The organism is Clostridioides difficile ATCC 9689 = DSM 1296, from assembly GCF_001077535.1.
In the GTDB taxonomy this organism is placed as follows: Bacteria; Bacillota; Clostridia; order Peptostreptococcales; family Peptostreptococcaceae; genus Clostridioides; species Clostridioides difficile.
Window position 1 is genome coordinate 554,475 of sequence record NZ_CP011968.1, and the last position, 21,200, is coordinate 575,674.

The 21,200-nt window shown below is 28.7% G+C and carries 17 protein-coding genes; 12 read left to right on the forward strand and 5 right to left on the reverse strand.

What is annotated here, in order from left to right:
* Window positions 1-11: 11 nt before the first annotated feature.
* The 6 genes from CDIF1296T_RS03110 to CDIF1296T_RS03140 all read left to right on the forward strand — a co-directional run bounded on the left by CDIF1296T_RS03110 (window position 12) and on the right by CDIF1296T_RS03140 (window position 9,658).
* Window positions 12-533 carry an HAD-IA family hydrolase gene (locus CDIF1296T_RS03110; RefSeq protein ID WP_009895477.1) on the forward strand — a complete coding sequence of 174 codons (522 nt, stop codon included), beginning with the start codon at window positions 12-14 and terminating at the stop codon, window positions 531-533.
* Between the two features lie 713 nt (window positions 534-1,246).
* Window positions 1,247-2,107 carry a helix-turn-helix domain-containing protein gene (locus CDIF1296T_RS03120; RefSeq protein WP_009895481.1) on the forward strand — a complete coding sequence of 287 codons (861 nt, stop codon included), beginning with the start codon at window positions 1,247-1,249 and terminating at the stop codon, window positions 2,105-2,107.
* Window positions 2,108-2,364: 257 nt separating this feature from the next.
* Window positions 2,365-4,479: a HelD family protein gene (locus CDIF1296T_RS03125; RefSeq protein ID WP_009895482.1), complete on the forward strand. Its 2,115-nt coding sequence runs from the start codon at window positions 2,365-2,367 to the stop codon at window positions 4,477-4,479.
* Between the two features lie 541 nt (window positions 4,480-5,020).
* Window positions 5,021-5,974: a CDD family class D beta-lactamase gene (gene blaCDD / locus CDIF1296T_RS03130; RefSeq protein ID WP_009895485.1), complete on the forward strand. Its 954-nt coding sequence runs from the start codon at window positions 5,021-5,023 to the stop codon at window positions 5,972-5,974.
* Between the two features lie 343 nt (window positions 5,975-6,317).
* Window positions 6,318-7,001, forward strand: a complete 684-nt coding sequence (locus tag CDIF1296T_RS03135) for an ABC transporter ATP-binding protein (RefSeq protein ID WP_009895486.1) — start codon at window positions 6,318-6,320, stop codon at window positions 6,999-7,001.
* Complete coding sequence (locus CDIF1296T_RS03140) at window positions 6,998-9,658, forward strand: ABC transporter permease (RefSeq protein WP_009895487.1); 2,661 nt, start codon at window positions 6,998-7,000, stop codon at window positions 9,656-9,658. The genes CDIF1296T_RS03135 and CDIF1296T_RS03140 overlap by 4 nt, the downstream gene beginning before the upstream one ends.
* 180 nt (window positions 9,659-9,838) lie before the next feature.
* On the opposite strand, the gene CDIF1296T_RS03145 is transcribed toward CDIF1296T_RS03140, so the two are convergent.
* The 3 genes from CDIF1296T_RS03145 to CDIF1296T_RS03155 all read right to left on the reverse strand — a co-directional run bounded on the left by CDIF1296T_RS03145 (window position 9,839) and on the right by CDIF1296T_RS03155 (window position 12,458).
* Window positions 9,839-11,020: a sensor histidine kinase gene (locus CDIF1296T_RS03145; RefSeq protein ID WP_009895489.1), complete on the reverse strand. Its 1,182-nt coding sequence runs from the start codon at window positions 11,018-11,020 to the stop codon at window positions 9,839-9,841.
* A complete protein-coding gene (locus tag CDIF1296T_RS03150; protein ID WP_003434705.1) occupies window positions 11,020-11,682 on the reverse strand; it encodes a response regulator transcription factor in 663 nt (220 codons plus the stop codon). Before CDIF1296T_RS03150 ends, CDIF1296T_RS03145 begins: the two co-directional genes overlap by 1 nt.
* A gap of 137 nt (window positions 11,683-11,819) precedes the next feature.
* The gene (locus tag CDIF1296T_RS03155; protein WP_009895492.1) at window positions 11,820-12,458 is read right to left on the reverse strand and encodes a TetR/AcrR family transcriptional regulator; all 639 of its coding nucleotides are present in this window, start codon (window positions 12,456-12,458) and stop codon (window positions 11,820-11,822) included.
* A gap of 178 nt (window positions 12,459-12,636) precedes the next feature.
* Between CDIF1296T_RS03155 and CDIF1296T_RS03160 the strand changes: the two genes are divergently transcribed.
* From CDIF1296T_RS03160 to CDIF1296T_RS03190, 6 genes are all read left to right on the forward strand, one after another.
* Window positions 12,637-13,242 (forward strand): MBL fold metallo-hydrolase, encoded by a 606-nt coding sequence (locus tag CDIF1296T_RS03160; RefSeq protein WP_003426278.1) that lies wholly within the window; start codon window positions 12,637-12,639, stop codon window positions 13,240-13,242.
* Between the two features lie 503 nt (window positions 13,243-13,745).
* Window positions 13,746-14,495 (forward strand): MurR/RpiR family transcriptional regulator, encoded by a 750-nt coding sequence (locus CDIF1296T_RS03170; RefSeq protein ID WP_018112607.1) that lies wholly within the window; start codon window positions 13,746-13,748, stop codon window positions 14,493-14,495.
* Window positions 14,492-15,256, forward strand: a complete 765-nt coding sequence (locus tag CDIF1296T_RS03175; RefSeq protein ID WP_003434714.1) for a MurR/RpiR family transcriptional regulator — start codon at window positions 14,492-14,494, stop codon at window positions 15,254-15,256. Before CDIF1296T_RS03170 ends, CDIF1296T_RS03175 begins: the two co-directional genes overlap by 4 nt.
* A gap of 98 nt (window positions 15,257-15,354) precedes the next feature.
* Window positions 15,355-16,176, forward strand: coding sequence for a Cof-type HAD-IIB family hydrolase (locus CDIF1296T_RS03180; protein ID WP_003434716.1), 822 nt, complete (start codon window positions 15,355-15,357; stop codon window positions 16,174-16,176).
* Window positions 16,177-16,189: 13 nt separating this feature from the next.
* Window positions 16,190-17,854, forward strand: a complete 1,665-nt coding sequence (locus tag CDIF1296T_RS03185; protein ID WP_003434719.1) for a glycoside hydrolase family 13 protein — start codon at window positions 16,190-16,192, stop codon at window positions 17,852-17,854.
* Between the two features lie 4 nt (window positions 17,855-17,858).
* The gene (locus CDIF1296T_RS03190) at window positions 17,859-19,733 is read left to right on the forward strand and encodes a PTS sucrose transporter subunit IIABC (RefSeq protein ID WP_009895499.1); all 1,875 of its coding nucleotides are present in this window, start codon (window positions 17,859-17,861) and stop codon (window positions 19,731-19,733) included.
* Window positions 19,734-19,943: 210 nt separating this feature from the next.
* Here CDIF1296T_RS03190 and CDIF1296T_RS03195 read toward each other — a convergent pair whose 3' ends face one another.
* Together CDIF1296T_RS03195 and CDIF1296T_RS03200 are read right to left on the reverse strand one after the other, a co-directional pair.
* Window positions 19,944-20,603, reverse strand: a complete 660-nt coding sequence (locus tag CDIF1296T_RS03195; protein ID WP_009895500.1) for a chloramphenicol acetyltransferase — start codon at window positions 20,601-20,603, stop codon at window positions 19,944-19,946.
* Complete coding sequence (locus CDIF1296T_RS03200; RefSeq protein ID WP_009895501.1) at window positions 20,596-21,174, reverse strand: TetR/AcrR family transcriptional regulator; 579 nt, start codon at window positions 21,172-21,174, stop codon at window positions 20,596-20,598. Before CDIF1296T_RS03200 ends, CDIF1296T_RS03195 begins: the two co-directional genes overlap by 8 nt.
* Window positions 21,175-21,200: the final 26 nt, after the last annotated feature.

Here is a 21,200-nt window from a genome sequence, read left to right on the forward strand (position 1 = left end):
AGGAGAAATTAATGGATTACAAAGAAATCGTCTTTGATGTAGACGGCACATTGATTGATACTGAATACGCCATTTTACACTCTCTACAAGACACGATAAAACAAATCAATAGAAAGATAATTCCTATCAAAGAATTGTCTTTTGCTTTAGGAATAACAGGCGAGGACGCTTTACGTTATTTGAAAATCGAAGATATAACAATTGCTCTATCAATGTGGGATAGGAATATGGAAAAGTATAAGAATACAGTTCTTGTGTTCAAAGAAATAAAGGAAATGCTTACTGAACTCATAAAATTAAATATTGGCATTGGAATTGTTACATCCAAAACTCATGAAGAATTTAGAAACGATTTTCTGAGCTTTGACATAGCACCATACTTTAATACTGTAGTATGCTCCAATGACACTCTAGAGCATAAGCCAAAAGCAGTACCATTATTGAAATACATGGAACTGACAAAATGTCAAAACAATGAACTGCTTTATATTGGGGATAGTATATATGCAATGTGCCTATCGTGCAAATGTTGATTTTGGACTGGTAAAATGGGGTTCTGGCGATAGAGTAAGCGCTGTAATATCTTTTACCACACCATTGGATTTGATAAGGCAACTATCTGTATCAAGCAACTAACAATCATAGAAAATAGCAAAGTCAGCCAAGCCAGTCAATGGTCAAGATGAACGGCGCATTTCATGTGCCACCGTTGACAGCACCGTCTGATTTTGCTGACGGGCAATCAAGATGGGAAAGCCCTAAAATGGCTTCCCGCCTATTTCAATTTTGAGAGGAAAATCCGTCTGCTTTTTCGTGAGTGTGGCTACAAGTTGGAGCGTAGGATGAGGGACGGGAGCTTTCATATACACATGTATGCTGCTGAAACCCGCCCTGCGCTTGTGGCTTCACGCTATGCAATCACAGTCCTGTTTTCCTGCCGCTTCAAATGCCCTTGCCTTCCCTGACGGCAACGGCATTTTTACGGCAACGCCAACAGAGCGTATAACACACTACACTTTGCAAGTAAAGTCGTTTGCCAAGGGGAAAGCCCCTTTGGAAATTCCAGACAACAAAACAGTCTGAACACCTCGCGCTTTCCCTGTGCTTGATGTTTAGCTTTTATTTGTTGTAAGCAGCCCCGTTTCGTGGTCTGCGTGTAGTTCCTTGTAAACTGACCTAAGATTCATTAAATATAACTAAGTTATAATTAATATAATGTTGCATGGATAAAAGGAGGGAAGCTGCAATGTCTTACAAAGTAATTAATGTCATAACTGCTATTGACTATATAGAGGAGCATTTATCAGAAAAGCTGGATTTAGATATAGTTGCTAATGCTGTTCATTACTCAAAATATCACCTGCATAGAACTTTCACAACTTCTGTTGGTCTAACAATGCATGATTACATAAAGCGGAGAAAGTTGACAGAAGCAGCAAAATTATTGGTATTTTCAAAGAAACCAATTATTGAAATTGCATTGATAGCTGGATATGAAAGTCAACAGGCATTCACTTCTATATTTAAAGCTATGTATAAAAAATCTCCAAATAAATATAGGAAAGAACAAGAATTTTATCCTTTGCAGCTAAGATTTGTTTTGAAAAAAGATAACCTATTTTCAAAGAATGTACTAGAGTTGGAAAAAGAAATTAAACTTGCAAGTATGTCTGACATACCATTATGGATGAATTTAGTGAGATTAGTCATAGATGGATTTCCAAATTTGCAAGAGGAAGAATATATATATCAATTAGAACAGTATATTTTAGAAGAAAGAGCTTTAATATTAAAACTTAATAATGTCGCTATTGCAAATATGGTGTTTAATAGAGAAACTAGAAGTATTGATTTTTTTGGAATACATCCACAGTATCGTAATTCAGACATTGCACAAGTGTTTTTGAAGAAAGTTATTGAAGATTTCTTGATAGATACAGATATTTCAATTACTACCTTTCGAGAGGGTGACAAAGCTGATACAGGACATAGAGATATGATAAAGAAGTTGGGCTTTGCAGAAGCAGAATTGCTTGTGGAATTTGGATATCCTACTCAAAAATTTATTCTTCCTTGTGTAGAAGAAAGAGATAATAGACAAAATTAATTGTAGATTAAATGAAAAGTTTACCACATATTTTTTGTTTGAATTATTTTATATATAAGAGCATTTCTGCTTTTAATGTATTTTGCTTGTAAGTGTACTTATGGTAATAAATATAGAAAGATTTAGTTTTTTAAAAAAGGAACTTTAAAGCTAAAAAGCTAACATTTAAGTTAAATAGCAAGAATGATTAAAAACTCCAAAACACAATTAAGTATAATGATTCAGTGTAAGTACTTAATTAACAAAGGAGGATTTAAATGTCTGAAAATAAACAAGTAGTAAATTGCGATATTATTGCATCTAATTCTAAACATAATATGTGTGAATATGATGCAGAGTTATTAACTTTTTTTCCAGATGAGATTGCACATCTAATAGAGATAAATAACAAGCTAGACAATGCTTTTAAGAAAGCTGAAAATCTTGTTGACAAGCTTGATAAGGATTATATGGACGCTAAAATGTATATGGTAAAAAATCGTGGTGAAATAGACCCACATGAAATGTTTCAAAATGAACAAGGACTAAAACAAATAGATAACTATGGGGCTTTTATGGTAAAAGTTCGAGATAAGATTAATAAAATCAAAGATTCTCCATACTTTGCTAGAATAGATTTTAGGCTGAAAGATATGGATGATGAATCTAAGTATTATATTGGTAGATTTGCATTTGATTATGAAGATGAGCTTATAATACTTGACTGGCGTTCTCCAATTGCCAGTATGTTTTATGATTATGAAATCGGAAAAGCTGGATATGATGCTCCAATAGGATGGGTGGATGGAGAAATAACAAGAAAACGACAATTTAAAATTAAAAATGGAAAATTAGAATATGCACTAGAAAGTTCCATTAATATACAAGATGATATTCTTCAAAAAGAACTTAGTCACACTTCAGATGAAAAAATGAAGTCAATCATTTCAACAATACAAAAGGAACAAAATCAAATTATTAGAAATGATAAAGCTGATACACTGATTATTCAAGGGGTAGCTGGTTCTGGGAAAACATCTATAGCATTACACAGAATTGCTTTTCTTCTTTATCGATTTAAAGATAAAATATCAGCAAATAATGTAATTATCCTATCACCTAATAAAGTCTTTGGAGACTATATTTCCAATGTCCTTCCTGAGCTTGGAGAAGAGCCATTATGTGAATTAAGTTTTGAAAATATAGCAGAGGTACAATTAGATAGAGTTATTAATTTTGAAAGTGAGAAAGACCCATTAGAAATAAATGATGCTAAATGGTCTGAAAGAGTGCGTTTTAAATCTACACTTGATTTTGTAAAACTTATTGATGATTATATAAAACAAATGCCAAATAAGATTTTTATTCCAAAAGACTACACTTTTGGAAGTTTTACAGCTAAAAGTGACTGGATACAGAGTAGATTTGAGGCATATAATAGATATCCAGTTAAGAAGAGATTAGAGAAGGTAGCTGAAGACATTCATTATAAATTTGAATCAGATAATATTATGGAAGAAGATTTACCAAAGGTAAAAAGTATACTTAAAAGTTTGAATGGAATGTTGACAATAAAAAATACTCTTACACTATATAAGGATTTCTTTAAACAAATGAATATATCAAACATGTTTGTGATGGTAGAAAAGAAAACACTTGAATGGTCAGATGTATACCCATTTATATATATTCATGCTACATATGAAGGTATACAAGAAGATAAGATTATAAGGCATATTGTTATTGATGAAATGCAGGATTATACACCTATTCAATATGCTGTAATAAACTTACTTTTTAAGTGTAAAAAGACTATTCTTGGAGATTTTGGACAATTGGTTAATCCTAATCATACTCATACATTAGATGATATGAAACAGCTATATAATGATGGGGAATTAGTTATGTTGAACAAGAGTTACCGTTCTACTTTTGAGATTATTAATTTCGCCAAAAAGATTCAAGACATATCTTCATTAGAGCCTATTGAACGACATGGTGAAGAACCAGCTTTATTAAAATGTAATAACGAGCAAGATGAAATAAATAAGATAAAAATAGAAATTGAAGAATTTAAAAAGAGTGATAATGCGACTCTTGGTATTATATTAAAGACAGATAATGACGCTAAAGCTGTATATGATGCGTTAAGAGAAGAATATAGTGTTCACTTAATATCTTCTGAAAGTTCTAGCTTTACAAAAGGAGTATCCATAACTTCTATTAAAATGTCAAAAGGTTTAGAGTTTGATGAAGTTATTGTACCTTCAGTAAATAATAAAACATATTATAGTGATTATGACCGCAGTTTGTTATATATTGCCTGTACACGAGCTATGCATAAACTTAAGTTGACATATACTTGTGAATTGACTCAACTTATAGATATGTAGATTATATACTTAATTATGTAAGTGTTTACTTATATAAATATAACCTGTCAATAAAATTCATTAATAAATCAATAAAAACAATATTTGTAAAAGTAAAAGCTATAAATTATATATTAAATTTTATAATTTATAGCTTTTATAATACTGCTTATCTTAATCCTCCCAATAGCAAAATAATTTTAAACATGCCATATTTTATAAATGTAATAACAATTATACAATTAAAATAACTTTCCCAAACTAACTTGACATTTAAAACTTACTATTGTAATATTTAAATATTACAATAGTAAGTTTTAAATGTGGAATCAATTATTATATCACAAATTAAAAGGAGGACAGGATGTTATTAATAGTTACTTAATTATCTTCGCAATAGGTTTAATCAACATAATTGTACTAGGTGAAGAAAATATAAGAGATACAGCTATTCATTTAGTCTTGTTTCTTATAAGTAGAACCTAGATTGGAGTATATTACAAATAATGTCTACTATTTTAATAGTAGGTTATAAATTTAAATATGGGAGATGATATAAATTATGAAAAGAAAAAAGAATTTTATTTGGATAGCTATCTTATTGGTTGGTGTAGTTATGGTAATGTATTATGTAGGGAAAAAACATAACGATATAAATCAAAAAACTGATAAGAATTATATAAAATCTGAATTAAATAAGTCTGAATTAAATAAATCCAAAATTGAAAACAATAATAAAAACAAAAAAGAAAAAATTAATATGGTTGACTATAGTGATTGTTTTGAAGGTATTAGTGGAGGAGCTATTTTTTATAATACTAAAAATAAAGAATATAATATATATAACAAAGAATTAATTGAAACAAGAAGGTCACCATGTTCTACTTTTAAAATAGTTTCAACTTTAATTGGTTTAGAAAAAGGGGTAATAAACTCAAAAGAATCAGTTATGGGATATGATGGTACAGAGTATCCAAATAAAAATTGGAATAAAAATCTTAGTTTAGAAGAGGCATTTAAGGAGTCTTGTGTTTGGTACTACAAAAAATTGATAGATAAAGTTGATGCTAAATCTGTCCAAAACATTTTAGATGATTTAAAGTATGGGAATTGCGATATTAGCGAATGGGAAGGAGATTTAAAAAATGGAAAGGGACATTTAAATGGATTTTGGTTAGAATCTTCATTACAAATATCTCCAAAAGAACAAGTGCAAACAATGGCAAAAATATTTGAGGGAGATACAAACTTTAAAAAAGAGCATATTAATATTTTAAGAGATATTATGAAAATAGATGTAAATGATAAAAACATAAATGTATATGGAAAAACTGGAACAGGATTTGATGAAAAAAATAAATGTGTGGATGCATGGTTTGTTGGTATGCTAGAGCGTGAAGGTGACACCTATTATTTTGCTATTAAATCAGATGATTCCAATAAAGAAATTACAGGGCCAAAGGTAAAGGAAATTGCAATTAATATAATTAAGAAATATTATAGTGTAAGGGAATAAACTTAATTTTATTTGTAAATATTATTTACCTATAGTCTGTAATATTTATTAAATAATTTTACTAAATTGAGTCTATATAGAGCAAAACTCCTTTAGTACATAAAATACTTGCTATTGATTATTAAATTGAATACCTATAGATTTAAAGTTAATACCTTTTAAAGACTATGTAATATATTAAAAGTATAAATAAAATATATTGCATAGTTTTTGTTTTATATTATAATTTTAAATAATGTGCAAAAACTAAACAATATTTTTAATAGTAATTTATATTTGTATTCATGTCACTATAATGTCATTTTAGGTTGCTAAAATTTAACCATAAAGGAGATGATTGTATATGGAAATATTAAAATGTGAAAATCTCACAAAAATATATGGTTCAAATCAAACCAGAGTGACAGCCCTTAATAATGTAAATTTATCAGTTCAAAAAGGTGATTTTGTATCCATTGTAGGAGCATCTGGTTCTGGCAAATCTACATTGCTACATCTGCTTGGGGGAGTAGATAGACCTACATATGGAAAGATTTATGTTGAAGATACAGAAATATCAAGTTTAAAGGAAGAAGCTCTTGCAGTTTTTAGACGTAGAAAAGTAGGTCTTATTTATCAATTTTATAATCTTATACCTACTCTTGATGTTAGAAAAAATATATTATTACCCATGTTACTTGATAAAAGAAAGGTGGATGAGGATAGATTCTCTGAGATTGTATCTATATTGGGATTATCTGATAGATTAAACCATCTTCCAAGTCAACTTTCAGGTGGACAACAACAAAGGGTATCTATAGCTAGAAGTTTAATTTATAGACCAGCTATTTTATTAGCAGATGAGCCAACTGGTAATCTCGATAGAAAAAATTCAGAAGAAATTGTAGATTTGTTAAACTTATCAAATAAACGATTTAATCAGACAATACTTCTTATTACTCATGATGAGAAAATAGCACTAGAGGCAAATCGTATTGTAACTATGGAAGATGGAGTGATTGTCTCTGAAAAGGTGGTGAAGAAATGAATATTCTTCAAGAATACACCTTAGACTTTGTACGACGCAATAAACGTAGTAGTATAGCTATAATGTTAGCTATATTACTTACTACAACCATGATGTCTTCTTTGTGTGGACTGTTGTATACCATGTGGACAGATTTTATAAGACTTTCAATTGAGAAAGAAGGTAACTGGCATGGTGAATTGTTTGACTATACTTATGGAAGTGACTTACCATTAATTGAAAATTTTTCTTCAGTTGATGATGTAATGGTAAAAGGACAATGGTATGTAGGCAAAATTAATGATGAGAAAAGAGATTATATAATTTATAGAAATGCTACATCAGAGTATTGGGATTCTATGCCAGAAAAGGATACTATAATAGAGGGTCGTCGACCAAATAATGCTAATGAAATTGCATTATCAAAACAATATTTTGAGAATAATCCAAGTGTAAAAATTGGTGATAAAATTACTCTCCCAATAGGAGATAGAATCCTAAATGGAAAGCCTCTTGAACCCATAGCCCCAAAATCGAAAGGGGAAAGTTTTAAAAAAATTTCAGAGACTACATTGACAATAGTAGGAAAGGTAGATGTTTCTACTTCATCAGTAATACCTGCATATACAGCTCTTGGATATCTTGATAAAACAAGTATAAAACCTAATGATAGTATAACTGTGTACTTGCGATTTAAAAATATAAGAGACACGTATAAGGAACTTCCAAAACTTGCTAAATCATTGGGGTGGAAGACTAATGAATATGGAAAATACAATCTTAAATACAATAGTAATTATCTTTTAAAGATGTTAGTCTTTTCACCAGAACAGAAAGCATCTATGAGTAGTATATCAAAATTTTCAACTCCTATTATGTATCTTACAATAGCAATTTTTACAGTAGCCGTGTTTGTAATGGTGATTTACAACGCGTTTTCACTGTCTGCAAATGCTAGACTTACTCAGTTAGGGATATTATCTAGTGTTGGTGCATCACCAAAACAAATTAAAAGGTCTGTAGTGTTTGAAGGATTTTTACTGACAATTATACCATTACCAATAGGTTTATTTTTAGGATGGTTATTGTGTAATAGGCTTATAGTTTATGTTAATTCAGTTAATTATCATACTGATGTTCCAGAAGTGGTATTTACTTATGGTATTCCTGCTTTTCTGCCAGCAGTTTTACTTACAATAGTAACAGTCTGGATTTCTGCACTTATACCAGCACGAAAAGTATCAAAGATATCTCCTATAGAAGCAATACGACAAGGAGATAGTGTTAAAATCAAAAAGTCGCATAAATATTCATTAGGAAAGATATTTGGAATAGAAGGAGAACTTGCATCAAACGCACTACGTGCTCGTAAAAAATCTTATCGTACTGCAACAATATCTTTAACATTATCTTTTTTATTACTTACATGTTTTTTGCATATAATTGCAAATCAAGAAGGAGCAAAAGCTGTTTATGGAAGTGATAATTATAAGGACCAAAGAGATATAGCAGTTTATTTGGAAAATAGTGAACCTGTAGAGTCTGCTTTCATTGAAAAATTAGATAATACAGAAGGTGTAAAAAGTTCACTATATTATCAAAAAATATCTGCTTCCACTTGGCTGACTGAAAAAGATGCATCAAAAGAACTTGCGAAAAATGGAGGATTTAAAAGTATAGTTTCATCTAAAAAATACTCTCCTATAGAACGTGATGGCAAGTTTCGTATAATTTCAAATATAATTGGGCTTGATGATAAGAGTTTTACAGAATATTGTAGGCAAATTTCTGTAGACCCAAAGTTATTTTATGATACAAAAAATCCAACCTCAATTGTATATAATAAGGAGGAAGATATTAATCGTAGTACACGTAGAAATAAAGTATATATAGATTATTTAAATCTTTCAATAGGAGATAACATTAAATTAAATGAAAAAGTATATGACGAAGATAAAGGGGATTATACTTACAACATGAAAGTGGGAGCTATTACAAGCACACTTCCTAAAATAGTAGATACTAGTTCAAAATATACATTAATGCAAATAGTGCCAATGTCTATGGTGCAGGAAATATCTAAAAATTATGATGAAGTAAGTAGGTTACGTTCAAATAGGCTGATAGGAGTATTTAAAGTAAATAATCGTGAGGACATTCCTAGAGTAAGAGAAAAATTAGAGTCCATTTATAATAAAGACTATGGTTCAGGAGATTATAGTATTGAGGATGTTTTAGAAAGTGAAAAACAAAAGGCTAGTGGAATAAAGACCATGAATTTAATAGTAGGCTTTATTACAGGTTTATTGGCTATGATTGGATTATCAAATGTACTTGCTACAGTGTCAGGAAATATTAGAAGTAGACGACAAGAGTTTGCTATGTTGCGTTCTGTTGGATTATCTCCAGAAGGCATAAAAAAGATGCTTATTTTGGAAGGTTTATTCTTAGGAATTACACCATTACTACTTAGTATTCCTGTGCAAATAGGAATAGTGTATGCTTTTCTACGTATAAATGAAATATATTTTATAGAGTATTTACCATTTGCACCTATATCTACAATAATAGGTTTTACTATATTGATACTTTTTATTGTAATAGCATCATATATGACAGGATACAAGCAGTTGAAGAATGAAAATATAGTAGAATCTATAAAAAATGAAACAATATAAACAAAATCTATTTGAACTTATTTAAAGGTTTCGATTTAAGACTACTTACAAGTATAGGGATAGTTAATTTGTTTGTTTAATAAAACCTTAAATGTAAATAGAAGTATATTACTAAAACAATAGATAACATAGAATATAGATATAGCTGGATTATAGGTATTTTACCTATAATCCAGCATTTTATGTGTAAAATTTAATTATGAATTTTGCACCACCATTATGGCAATTTTCTGCATGTAGAGTACCATTTTGACGTTCTATAATAGACTTTGATAGAGCAAGCCCTATACCAATACTGTCCTTACTAGCATTTTTACCACGATAAAATCTATTAAAAATATATGGAAGTTCTTCCTGAGCAAACCCCTTACCATTATCTTCTATGATAATCTCAACATATAGAGGATTTTGACTATAATAAGCAACTATATATCCACCATCTTCTATATGCTCACTACAATTTTTAAGAATATTTAAAAGAGCTTCTAAAGTCCAATTAATATCGATTTCAAATTCTACCGAAGGAGAAGCCTCGATAGTAAATGTCTGATGTTTTTCTCTTAAAGAACCTTCTATAGGCTCAATTGCATAAGTAAGAAGAGAATGTACATCTATAAGTTTGCTTTCAAATATTAAAGTACTTGCATCCAATTTTGATAATGTAAGTAAAGATGAAACTAGTCTCTCAAGTCTTGAGATTTGATTTGTAAGCCTGTTAATATAATCTATTTCTTCATCTGGACAATTTTCTGAAAGTAATTGTGCCATAAGTGACATAGAAGTAATTGGAGTCTTAAGTTGATGAGCAATATCTGCAAGATTATCTGAAAGAGTTTGTCTTTCTTTTAAAGCAAATTCTTTTGAACAACGAAGTTCCCCAACTGTTTTATATATCTCATCTTCAAGGTGAGAAAATTCATCTTCACATCGTAAAAGTACAGACTCTTTTCCTAAATTCACTTCTTCTAAGTATTGAGTAAGATTGTTTATTCTACTCAGTTTTTGCTTATTTGTTCTATGTTTGATTATATATACAACTGTAGCCATTGTTGAAATTATACCAAACGATATCACTAGAAAATAAAAAAAGTTTTTACTCCAAAGTGTACTTTTAGAATATCCATGTTTTGATAAAATTTCATTTCCTGTTTTAAAATCCTTATCACTAGAATTTTTCAGTGATTTTAGTATACTTTCTGTAGACTTAGGATTGTACTCATATGATGCACCAAGAGCCTTAGACAGTACATTGTATTCATTAAAAGAAGTTATAGTTGTTAGAATTACACTCAATAAAAAAGTTACAATTAAGCAGAATATTATAAAAACAACTGTACTGTTGATATTTCTTGGAGTTTTCACTAGTTGTCCTCCATTCTATATCCTATGCCTCTTAATGTTTTTATACAAGGTGGATTTTTTAATTTTTCTCTAAGACGTTTTATTGTAACAGTAAGAGTGTTATCATTTACGAAATTACCATCTACATCCCAGAGCATTTCTAGTAACTTTGTACGAGTCATAGCTCTATTTTTATTTTCCATAAGACTTAGAAGAAGTTTATATTCTCCTGCTGTCAAAGGTACTTCAACATTATCTAAATATGCTTTGACTTCAACCTTATTCAAGCTTATATTTTCACATGTAATAGTATTGTTAGTATTTGAATGAGTTCTTCTAAGAACTGCATTAATTCTGGATTGAAGTACTGAGAGCAAAAACGGTTTAACCACATAGTCATCTGCACCCATATCTAATCCACGTATAATGTCTTTTTCATCATCACGGACTGTCAAAAATATCACTGGAGTATCTTCTATACTTTTAACATATTGGCAAAACTCGTATCCAATACCATCAGGTAGATTTAAATCAAGCAGAATTAAATCAATAGTTTTATCAAAATTTTTTTTAGCTTCAGCAATCGTATTATAACAACATACAGTGTGATTTTTCTTTTCAAGGGAAGTTTTTATTCCAAATGTAATTGTATCATCATCTTCTAAAAGAAGTATTTTAGCCATTTACTTTTAATCCTTTCAGTAATTTAGTTATTCCATTAACTAAGTTATTAGTTTTATGTTTAATATTTTTTATATTAGAGATAGAAAAAATTATCATTTAAATTTAAGTATATAAACTTTAATTTATAAACTTAGGTTTATGCTTTAATTGAATCTATTAAAAGAGCAAGAGTTGTTTCAATAAATTTTTCCTCATCTATATTAAAGTTGTTCAGGTATGATTTTCCTATTACAGATAGTAAATTAAAAAATCCTGTAAGTGTAAATATTGATGAATACATAAGAGTAGGTATTTCAATATCATGCCTAATACTTCTATCATTTTTTCCAATTTCAAACATTCCTTGTATTTCATCAAACATAAATTTATTAAAAGAAAAAAACTTTTCTTTAAACAGCATATCAGTATCCGATTTTTCAGAGTTTACAATACCAATCATTCCCATAAGGCATAATAGAGAAGGTTCTACAGAGTAAAATTTATGAAAAGCAAAGTATGAAAGTTTTATTTTTTCAAACCCTGTTTTGCCTTTTGCACTTTCTATTTTAACATTATCCCAAAGTCTTTTATATCCTCTTAAGACAACAGCAAAGAATAAATCTTCTTTACATGAAAAGTACTTGTATATGGTGCGTTTAGTATATTCAACTTCTTTTGCTAATTCATTCATAGTTGTATTATCAAATCCATTAAGACAAAATAATTTTTCTGCCTTATCAATAATCTCATTTTCTCTTTGTATTTTTTCTTTATCTCTTTTTGATAATTCTGACATATAAATTATTCCTTTCTATTGATAAAAAAGTATACTGATGGTATACTTATGTAAATATAATACTTGTATACCTATAGTATACTTTAATAAAAAATAAAATTAATATCAAGTATTATAACTATTTATAACTTTATTAATTAATTATATAGGTAAAATACCAAATAAGGGGAATTTATTTATGAAGATAAAAGAAAATGTATTAATGTTAGATAGTACTCGTGGCTCAAATTGTTTTATTGTGTTTGATAAAGAAATTATTCTTATAGACACAGGTCTTCCTTTTATGGGGAAAAATATAATTAAAGAATTAAAAACACTTGGTATTAAACTTACAGATATTAAGCATATTTTATTAACTCATCATGATGTTGACCATATATCTAATATTAAATTATTGAAAGAAAAAACAGGAGCAAAAGTATGGGCTCATGTAGAGGATATACCTTTTATTATAGGAGAGAAGGATAGACCTGGGTTTAAGAAGTTTATTGGAAAGGCAATTTCCAGAAGGCTCATTAAGGATGTTGAACCTTATGGAGAGAATATGCAGATTGGGAATATAAAAATTATCCATACTCCTGGTCATACTCCAGGGCATGTCTGCATGATTTTTGAAGATGTATTATTTGCAGGTGATTTAGTCAAAAATAAGAATGGAAATATAGTTCCTTATCCTAATCCATGGAATTGGGATTATAAAAAGATGATGAAATCTATAAGAGAATTGGATAATTTAAAATATGAATGGATATGTATGTCTCATGGAACTCCTTGTATTAAATAATAAAAATTAACATGGATTAATAGAGGCGTAGTTGCTTGTATGTATGATAATAATTTACAGCTTCTTTTTAATATATCATGTATATTTGTAGCTGTAAGCATATTTATAACAATACTTACAATTTTGTATTTTAACATCTATAATAATAGTTTTAGCTTTGTTAACTATGAAATTTACTTAAAGAAGTAAATATTCAAGTAGTAGTAATTATTAAATAAGATAAAAAATAAATGGCAGATGAATTAAAGTAATTTCTACCATGGAAAATACTTTTGAGTTAGAAAAAACTCTATTTTAGAGTATGAAGAGATGAAGCTTCCGAAGAAAGCAATATCTAAAGTACATGTTCGAAAGGATAAGTACTTTTTGGTGCCTGCTTTTAGCAGGTTATTTTTATTTTAATAAAAATAAAATCAAATGATTATTTTATCCTTATTATTTAAAACTCTTCCCTAGAAAAAGCAACTAATGTATATTAAAATAATATTTAGGGAGTGGAAAAAATGAGATTAGAATCGTTAGTTAACCAAAATTATGATAATTTAAATGAAAATGATAAAATTATTATTAAACAAATATTGATTTGTCAAAGAGAATACCGTAATTTTTCGTGTGAAAAAATTGCAAATGAATGTAATGTTTCTAGAGCTACTTTATTAAGGCTTTGTAGAAAAATTGGATTAGATTCATTCTCTGATTTAAAGTATTTACTTAAAAATAATCAACTAGAATTTGTTAATAATGATAATAATTTTCATGATGTTTGCGAGAATTATCGACTATTAATGAATGAATTACAAAAAATATCATTTCAAGATATTTGTAAAATAATATATGATGCAGAAACAATTTATATTTATGGGACAGGTAATGAACAGAAAAGTTTAGCTCAAGAAATAAAGAGAATATTTCTTTCAGTAGGTAAATGTGTTATTGACTTATTTGATATAGGTGAAATTGAATTTATGAGAGAATCATTTCAAAAAAGTGATTTATTTATTATTATTTCTTTATATGGAGAAACAAAAGCAGGAATTGAAATTGCAAAATTTATCAACAATCATATACATACGATTTCTTTAACTAGGCTTGATAATAATACAATTGCAACACTTTGTGAGTATAATCTGTATGTTGAAACTCAAAAACTTGATACATTACAAGCTATATCTTATGAAGTCGTAGGAGCATTTTATGCTCTATTAGATTTGCTTCATATGAATTACATAGAGTATAGAAGGAGAAAAGAATGAAAATTGAAGGACTTTTCAATAAATATTATAATTCATTTACAGCAAATGATAAGTATATCTGTGAGTGTATTCTTAATCATAAAGAAGATTGTATTAAACTTTCTATAGATGAATTTGCAGACAAATACCATATATCTACAAGTGCACTTTCTCGTTTTGCTCAAAAACTACAATTACCTGGATATAGTGAATTAAGAGTTATTATACGCTTAAATGAAACAGAAGTAGAATATAAAAATCAAAGTAAACACCAATTAATGGATTGTTATAATAAGGTGATAGATGATATAGAGAAGAAGGATTGTTCGATTATGTTTGAAAGAATGAAAAAGGCAAATCGTATAATCGTCTTTGGAGAAGGTTATTCTCAGGAAAGAGTTGCTAAAGAGATGAAAAGGATTTTCTTACCAACAGGGAAAATTATATATGATGTTTATGGTTATGATATGATTCAGGCACTTAATCATTTTATAAAAACAGATGATATGATTTTCTTTATTTCATTGAATGGAGATGCATCTACAATTATTGATTTTGCTAAAGAAATGAGAATGAAAGGAATTTATATGGTTTCTATTACAAAAATGATAAGTAATCCTTTAGCAAGATTATGTGATGAAAACCTGTATATTCAATCTATATCTATTTCTGTAGATAAACAACTGGACTACGATGTAACAACACCTTATTTTATTTTAATTGAACTGCTTTATATTAAATACAAGATGTATTTAGAAAGTGAACATATTCCCCGAAAATGAAAATTTGTGCTAAAAATGAACATATTTTTTAAAAGATATCAAAATATTGATATCTTTTTTTTTGAATGCTATTATGATTTTGATAGTAAGAAAGGAAGATGAAATTGTACAAATTATTAATACTTGATATAGATGGTACGCTTAGAGATGAGGTATATGGAATCCCAGAATCTGCAAAGCATGCTATACGTTTATGTCAAAAGAATCATTGTAGTGTTGTTATTTGTACTGGAAGAAGTATGGGTACAATACAAGATGATGTTTTATCATTAGGAGTTGATGGATATATTGCAGGAGGAGGTAATTACATTCAATATCATGGTGAATTACTTTATAATCAATCTTTTAATCAAAGATTGATAAAGGAAGTTGTTTGTTTATTAAAAAAGAGGGAAGTTGCTTTTTCGATTGAGAGTCAGGAAAAAGTTTTCATGAATCAAAAAGCCAAAGAAATATTTGAAACAATGAATCAGTTGAAAGGAACTAATTCTTGTATAAATAAACAACATATCCAAGAAAAAATAACATATGAAAATAACATTGAAGAGTATAAGTCACAAGATATACATAAAATTTGTTTATGGTCAAATGAAAAGGTATTTGACGAAGTGAAAGATATACTACAAGATAAAATGGAATTAGCACAGAGAGATATTTCTAGTCAGTATTATGAAATTATTCAAAAAGATTTTCATAAGGGCAAAGCAATTAAGAGATTACAAGAAAGATTAGGAGTAACTCAAAAAGAAACCATATGTTTTGGTGATGGTCAAAATGACATTGTCATGTTTCAAGCATCAGACGTTACAATTGCAATGAAAAATAGTCATCAACAACTTAAAGATATAGCGACATCTATATGTGAGGACATATTCGATAATGGAATTTATAAAGAATTAAAAAGAAGAAATATCATATAAAAAGGAGTAATTTATGGAAAAGAAATGGTGGCAAAAAGAAATCGTTTATCAAATTTATCCAAGAAGCTTTCAAGATAGTAATAATGATGGAATTGGAGATTTACAGGGAATTATTTCTCGTTTAGATTATTTAAAAGATTTAGGTATTACATCATTGTGGTTATGTCCAATTTTTAAATCACCTATGGACGATAATGGGTATGATATTAGTGATTATTTGGATATTGCAAGTGAATTTGGAAGTATGGAAGATTTAAAAGAGTTAATTAAAGAAAGTAAAGATAGAGGAATCAAAATTATATTAGATTTAGTTCTTAACCATACAAGTGATGAACATCCTTGGTTTCAAGAAGCATTAAAAAATCCAGAAAGTCCTTATCATGATTATTATATTTTTAAAAAAGGAAACGATTTACCAAATAACTGGAGGTCTGTTTTTGGTGGAAGTGTTTGGGAAAAGGTAGAGAATAGAGACGAATATTATTTTCATTCTTTTGGTAAAAAACAACCTGACCTTAATTGGGAAAATCCAATATTAAGAAGTGAACTTTACCAAATGATTAATACCTGGTCTCAAATGGGAGTGGCAGGATTTAGAGTTGATGCTATTACATTCATCAAAAAGAATTTAAGTTTTCAAAGTTTAGAAAGTGATGGTGTTGATGGTCTTGTTAAATGTACAAAAACAGTTAGAAATCAGCCTGGAATAGAAAAAATGCTTTATGAATTAAAAGAAAATACGTTTAAAAAATATGATTGTATGACTGTTGCTGAAGCAGCAGGTATTAGCTATGACCAGTTAGGTGATTTTATTGGAGAAGATGGTTTCTTTTCAATGGTCTTTGACTTTAAACATGCTGACTTAGATGTTGCTTCTGGTAGTGAGTGGTTTAAAAGAATTTCATGGACAATTCCAGATTTAAGAAAATGCATTTTAGATAGTCAAATGTATGTTCAGGAACATGGATGGGCAGCTAATTTTATTGAAAATCATGACCAACCAAGAGCTACAACAAAGTATCTTTTGCAATACGAAAGGAATGATGATGCAGTAAAAATGTTGGGAGCAATGTATTTCTTTTTAAGAGGAACCCCATTTATTTATCAGGGGCAGGAATTAGGAATGACAAATTTTAAAAGAGATACCATAAATGATTTTAATGATTTATCTAGCATTGACCAATACTATCGTTCAATAGATGAAGGTTACTCAGAAGAAGAAGCGTTAGAATTTGTGAATTTAAGAAGCCGAGATAATGCAAGAACGCCATTTCCATGGGCAGATAAAGAAAATGCAGGTTTTTCAGATACAACACCATGGTTAAAGGTTATTGAAAATTATAAAGATATTAATGCACAGAGTCAGATTAACAATTCAGAGAGTATTTTAGAATTTTATAAAAAGATGATAAAGTTGAGACAAGATAGTGAGTATTCTGATTGTTTGATTTATGGTTCAATAGAACCTATTGATATAGAAAGTGAAGATGTTATTGCGTATAGAAGGCAATTAGATTTGGTAGTTATTGATTGTTATTATAATTTTTCTGATAAACCTGTAGAAATAAGAGTAGAAGAAAAATATGATATTGTATTCCAAAATTTAGATGATATAAATCTATTAAATAAAACAGTGTGTTTGAAACCATTTCATGCAGTATTATTGAAAGCGAGGTAGAAAAATGAATAAATATAATAAAATAGCAAATGAGCTTATTAAAATTATTGGTGAAGATAATATTATTTCTATTACACATTGTGCAACAAGACTAAGGGTGATGATTAAAGATAGGGAAACTATTAATGATAAGAAAGTGGAAAAGGTCAATGAGGTTAAAGGTGTTTTCTTTACTTCTGGACAGTATCAAATTATTTTAGGAACAGGAATAGTTAATAAAGTTTATGCAGAAGTTGAAAAAATGGGATTAAAAACTTTATCAAAAAAAGAACAAGATGAATTAGTTAAAAATAATGAAACTGGATTTAAGAAAGTTATGAGAACTCTAGCAGATATATTTGTTCCTATTATTCCAGTTATTGCAGCAACAGGATTATTCTTGGGATTAAAGGGTTGTTTGTTTAATGATAATGTACTTGGATTATTTGGAATGTCTTCTGCAAATATTCCATTGTATATTCAGACACTTGTTTCGGTTCTTACAGAAACAGCATTTGCTTTTTTACCAGCAATTATTGTATGGTCAGCATTTAAAGTATTTGGAGGAACACCTGTTATTGGACTTGTTATTGGACTTATGTTAGTTTCCCCAATACTTCCTAATGCATATTCTGTTGCTGACCCATCAAATGAAATTGAAGCAATTATGGCATTTGGATTTATTCCTATTGTAGGTTGTCAAGGAAGTGTTTTAACAGCTATTGTTACAGCATTTATTGGAGCTAATCTTGAAAAATGGTTCCGTAAACATATGCCTAATGTATTAGACCTTATTTTCACACCATTCTTTGTTATGCTAATAACAATGTTAGTTATTTTATTAGGTGTAGGCCCTATAATGCATACAATAGAATTAAAAATGGTTGATATCATCAGCTTATTGATTGATTTGCCTTTAGGAATTGGAGGATTTATTATTGGATTTACATATCCATTAGCTGTTATTACTGGCTTACATCATACTTATGTAATGATTGAAACATCACTATTAGCAAATACAGGATTTAATGCCCTTATTACTCTTTGTGCAATGTATGGATTTGCGAATATTGGAACATGTCTAGCATTTATGAAAAAATCTAAAAATAATCAAGTTAAACAAACTGCAGTTGGAGCAATGCTATCTCAACTTTTTGGTATAAGTGAGCCTGTTTTATTTGGGATTCAGCTTCGATATAATTTAAAGCCTTTGATTATTATGTGTGCATCTTCAGGTTTAGGAGCAGCAATATTATCAATTTTACATATTCAATCTAATTCATATGGATTAGCAGTTTTACCTTCTTATTTAATGTATATCTATGATGGATATAATTTAATCACATACTTATTAGTATCAATATTTGTGGTTGCATTCTGCTTTATTGTAACATGTTTATTTGGAGTGCCTAAAGAAGCTATAAATGAAGATGAAGACGAAGAATTAGTGTTTAATGAAAATAATGAAAACTTTGTGTCTCCAGCTAAGGGGAAAATTGTTGCATTAGAAAATGTACCAGATGAAACATTTTCTAAAAAAATGTTAGGTGATGGTTTTGCTATTGATATTATAGATGGAAAAATTGTTTCTCCTATTTCAGGTAAATTAGAAACAGTATTTTCAAGTGGACATGCATTTGGGATTAAAGGAACTAATGGAGAAGTATTAATTCATGTTGGAATTGATACAGTTGCATTAAATGGAGATGGCTTTGATGTTGCTGTTAAACAAGGAGATATGGTTAAACAGGGAGACGTTCTTGTTAATGTTGATTTAAAGAGAATACACGAATTAGGAAAGTCTACTTTAACAATGGTATTGTTTCCAGATGGTAAGAAGGTAAATATTTTGGATATAAACAAGGATGTAAAAATAGGTCAAAGAATATGTGTTGAGTAGTAGGTGATATGTAATGACTACAAAAGAAGATTATCAAGAGTAATTCAATCTTTTTAAAGTATGAGAAATAATTCATTTCATATTAACTATTGGTAAGTTCAAAGTATAAGAAATAATTCATCTCATATTAACTATTGTAAGTAAAAAAGAGCTTTCTCATAGCAAATTTAATTTGCTCATGCGACAGTTCTTTTTATATTGTATAAATTTTTAGTGTAGCCATATCTTAGTATTAAAGCACATTTTTTGTATGTAATCAATAAAACAACTTACATGGTATCCATCAGTAGTTGCGTGATGCACTGTTATAGAAAGAGGAAGAAGTATTTTTTCATCTTTTTGATAGTATTTACCTGCTTCAATTGTAGGGAAAAAATAATTTTCAAGACCATGATTATGTACAGTAAAACTCTTAAAGCTAATCCATGGAAGGCAGGAAACAGTATAGCAGTTTCTTGGCGGATTTGGTTTTGCTAGAAAACCATGATTTTTTCCATATTCTTTAACATCAGCTAAATAATTTTCATAGAATATTGAGAAATTTTCATCATATTCTGTCCATATTGATGAGAAAGTCTTATTATCATCATGAAAAATCGCATAAAGTGGCGTTAACGTGTTCCAATATCCGAGTTCATCTTCATCATATGCGATTTTTAGTTCTCTATATCGATTTAAGCAAGTAGTTATTGTATATAAATACGCTGGATAAAATTTAATATTTCTTTTTTTCGTTTCCTTAAGCAAATTAGTAATATCTATTTCTATAGTCAAATTAAACCCTACATTTGTCATTTTTGAAAAGTAGTAAAAATGTGTATATCGTTCCCAGTTTTGTAAATTAATTTTATGGAATTTTTGTTTATTCATATAAAATCACCATGTCCTTTATAATATTTATTTGATTATCAATGTCTTTATTTGTAAGTTTCAAAATGGAAGCAGATGTTTTCATGCTATCAAATAAGAACATTATGTGTATTGCAACTGATTTAGAATCACATTTTTTAAATTCACTTTTAGATTGTCCATAATCGATTAAATTTGAAAGCATTGTGATAGCTGAACTGTATCTTTTATTCATATAATCACGTTGGTCTTTTTCTACAAAAGCAAATTCGTGTATTGCAAAATCAAATCCACAATATTTGCCATTTATGTCAGCCTTTTGTTGTTGGAAAAAATATTCTAGCATATGCTTAGCTGATATATTTTCCTTGATACCTTTATCCAACAAATTTTGAGAGTAGTATTTATGAGTGTTTAATATACTGATAAAAATTTCTTTTGGTGAATTAAAGTGTCTATATAGGCCACCACGGCTTAAATTACATGCTTCACATATATCTTTCATTGTCACATTACTATATCCTTTTTCAGAAAATAGCATTATTGATGTATCAATGATAAATTGTTTAGTTTGTTCTCCTTTTGTTGGCATATGTTTTAACCTCCTTTTTAACGACA

Bases quoted from the DNA above. Each gene is read 5' to 3' on its own strand.
- CDIF1296T_RS03110 (WP_009895477.1), top strand. From the start codon at position 12: ATGGATTACAAAGAAATCGTCTTTGATGTAGACGGCACATTGATTGAT.
- CDIF1296T_RS03120 (WP_009895481.1), top strand. From the start codon at position 1,247: ATGTCTTACAAAGTAATTAATGTCATAACTGCTATTGACTATATAGAG.
- CDIF1296T_RS03125 (WP_009895482.1), top strand. From the start codon at position 2,365: ATGTCTGAAAATAAACAAGTAGTAAATTGCGATATTATTGCATCTAAT.
- blaCDD (WP_009895485.1), top strand. From the start codon at position 5,021: ATGAAAAGAAAAAAGAATTTTATTTGGATAGCTATCTTATTGGTTGGT.
- CDIF1296T_RS03135 (WP_009895486.1), top strand. From the start codon at position 6,318: ATGGAAATATTAAAATGTGAAAATCTCACAAAAATATATGGTTCAAAT.
- CDIF1296T_RS03140 (WP_009895487.1), top strand. From the start codon at position 6,998: ATGAATATTCTTCAAGAATACACCTTAGACTTTGTACGACGCAATAAA.
- CDIF1296T_RS03150 (WP_003434705.1), bottom strand. From the start codon at position 11,682: ATGGCTAAAATACTTCTTTTAGAAGATGATGATACAATTACATTTGGA.
- CDIF1296T_RS03155 (WP_009895492.1), bottom strand. From the start codon at position 12,458: ATGTCAGAATTATCAAAAAGAGATAAAGAAAAAATACAAAGAGAAAAT.
- CDIF1296T_RS03160 (WP_003426278.1), top strand. From the start codon at position 12,637: ATGAAGATAAAAGAAAATGTATTAATGTTAGATAGTACTCGTGGCTCA.
- CDIF1296T_RS03170 (WP_018112607.1), top strand. From the start codon at position 13,746: ATGAGATTAGAATCGTTAGTTAACCAAAATTATGATAATTTAAATGAA.
- CDIF1296T_RS03175 (WP_003434714.1), top strand. From the start codon at position 14,492: ATGAAAATTGAAGGACTTTTCAATAAATATTATAATTCATTTACAGCA.
- CDIF1296T_RS03180 (WP_003434716.1), top strand. From the start codon at position 15,355: ATGAAATTGTACAAATTATTAATACTTGATATAGATGGTACGCTTAGA.
- CDIF1296T_RS03185 (WP_003434719.1), top strand. From the start codon at position 16,190: ATGGAAAAGAAATGGTGGCAAAAAGAAATCGTTTATCAAATTTATCCA.
- CDIF1296T_RS03190 (WP_009895499.1), top strand. From the start codon at position 17,859: ATGAATAAATATAATAAAATAGCAAATGAGCTTATTAAAATTATTGGT.
- CDIF1296T_RS03195 (WP_009895500.1), bottom strand. From the start codon at position 20,603: ATGAATAAACAAAAATTCCATAAAATTAATTTACAAAACTGGGAACGA.
- CDIF1296T_RS03200 (WP_009895501.1), bottom strand. From the start codon at position 21,174: ATGCCAACAAAAGGAGAACAAACTAAACAATTTATCATTGATACATCA.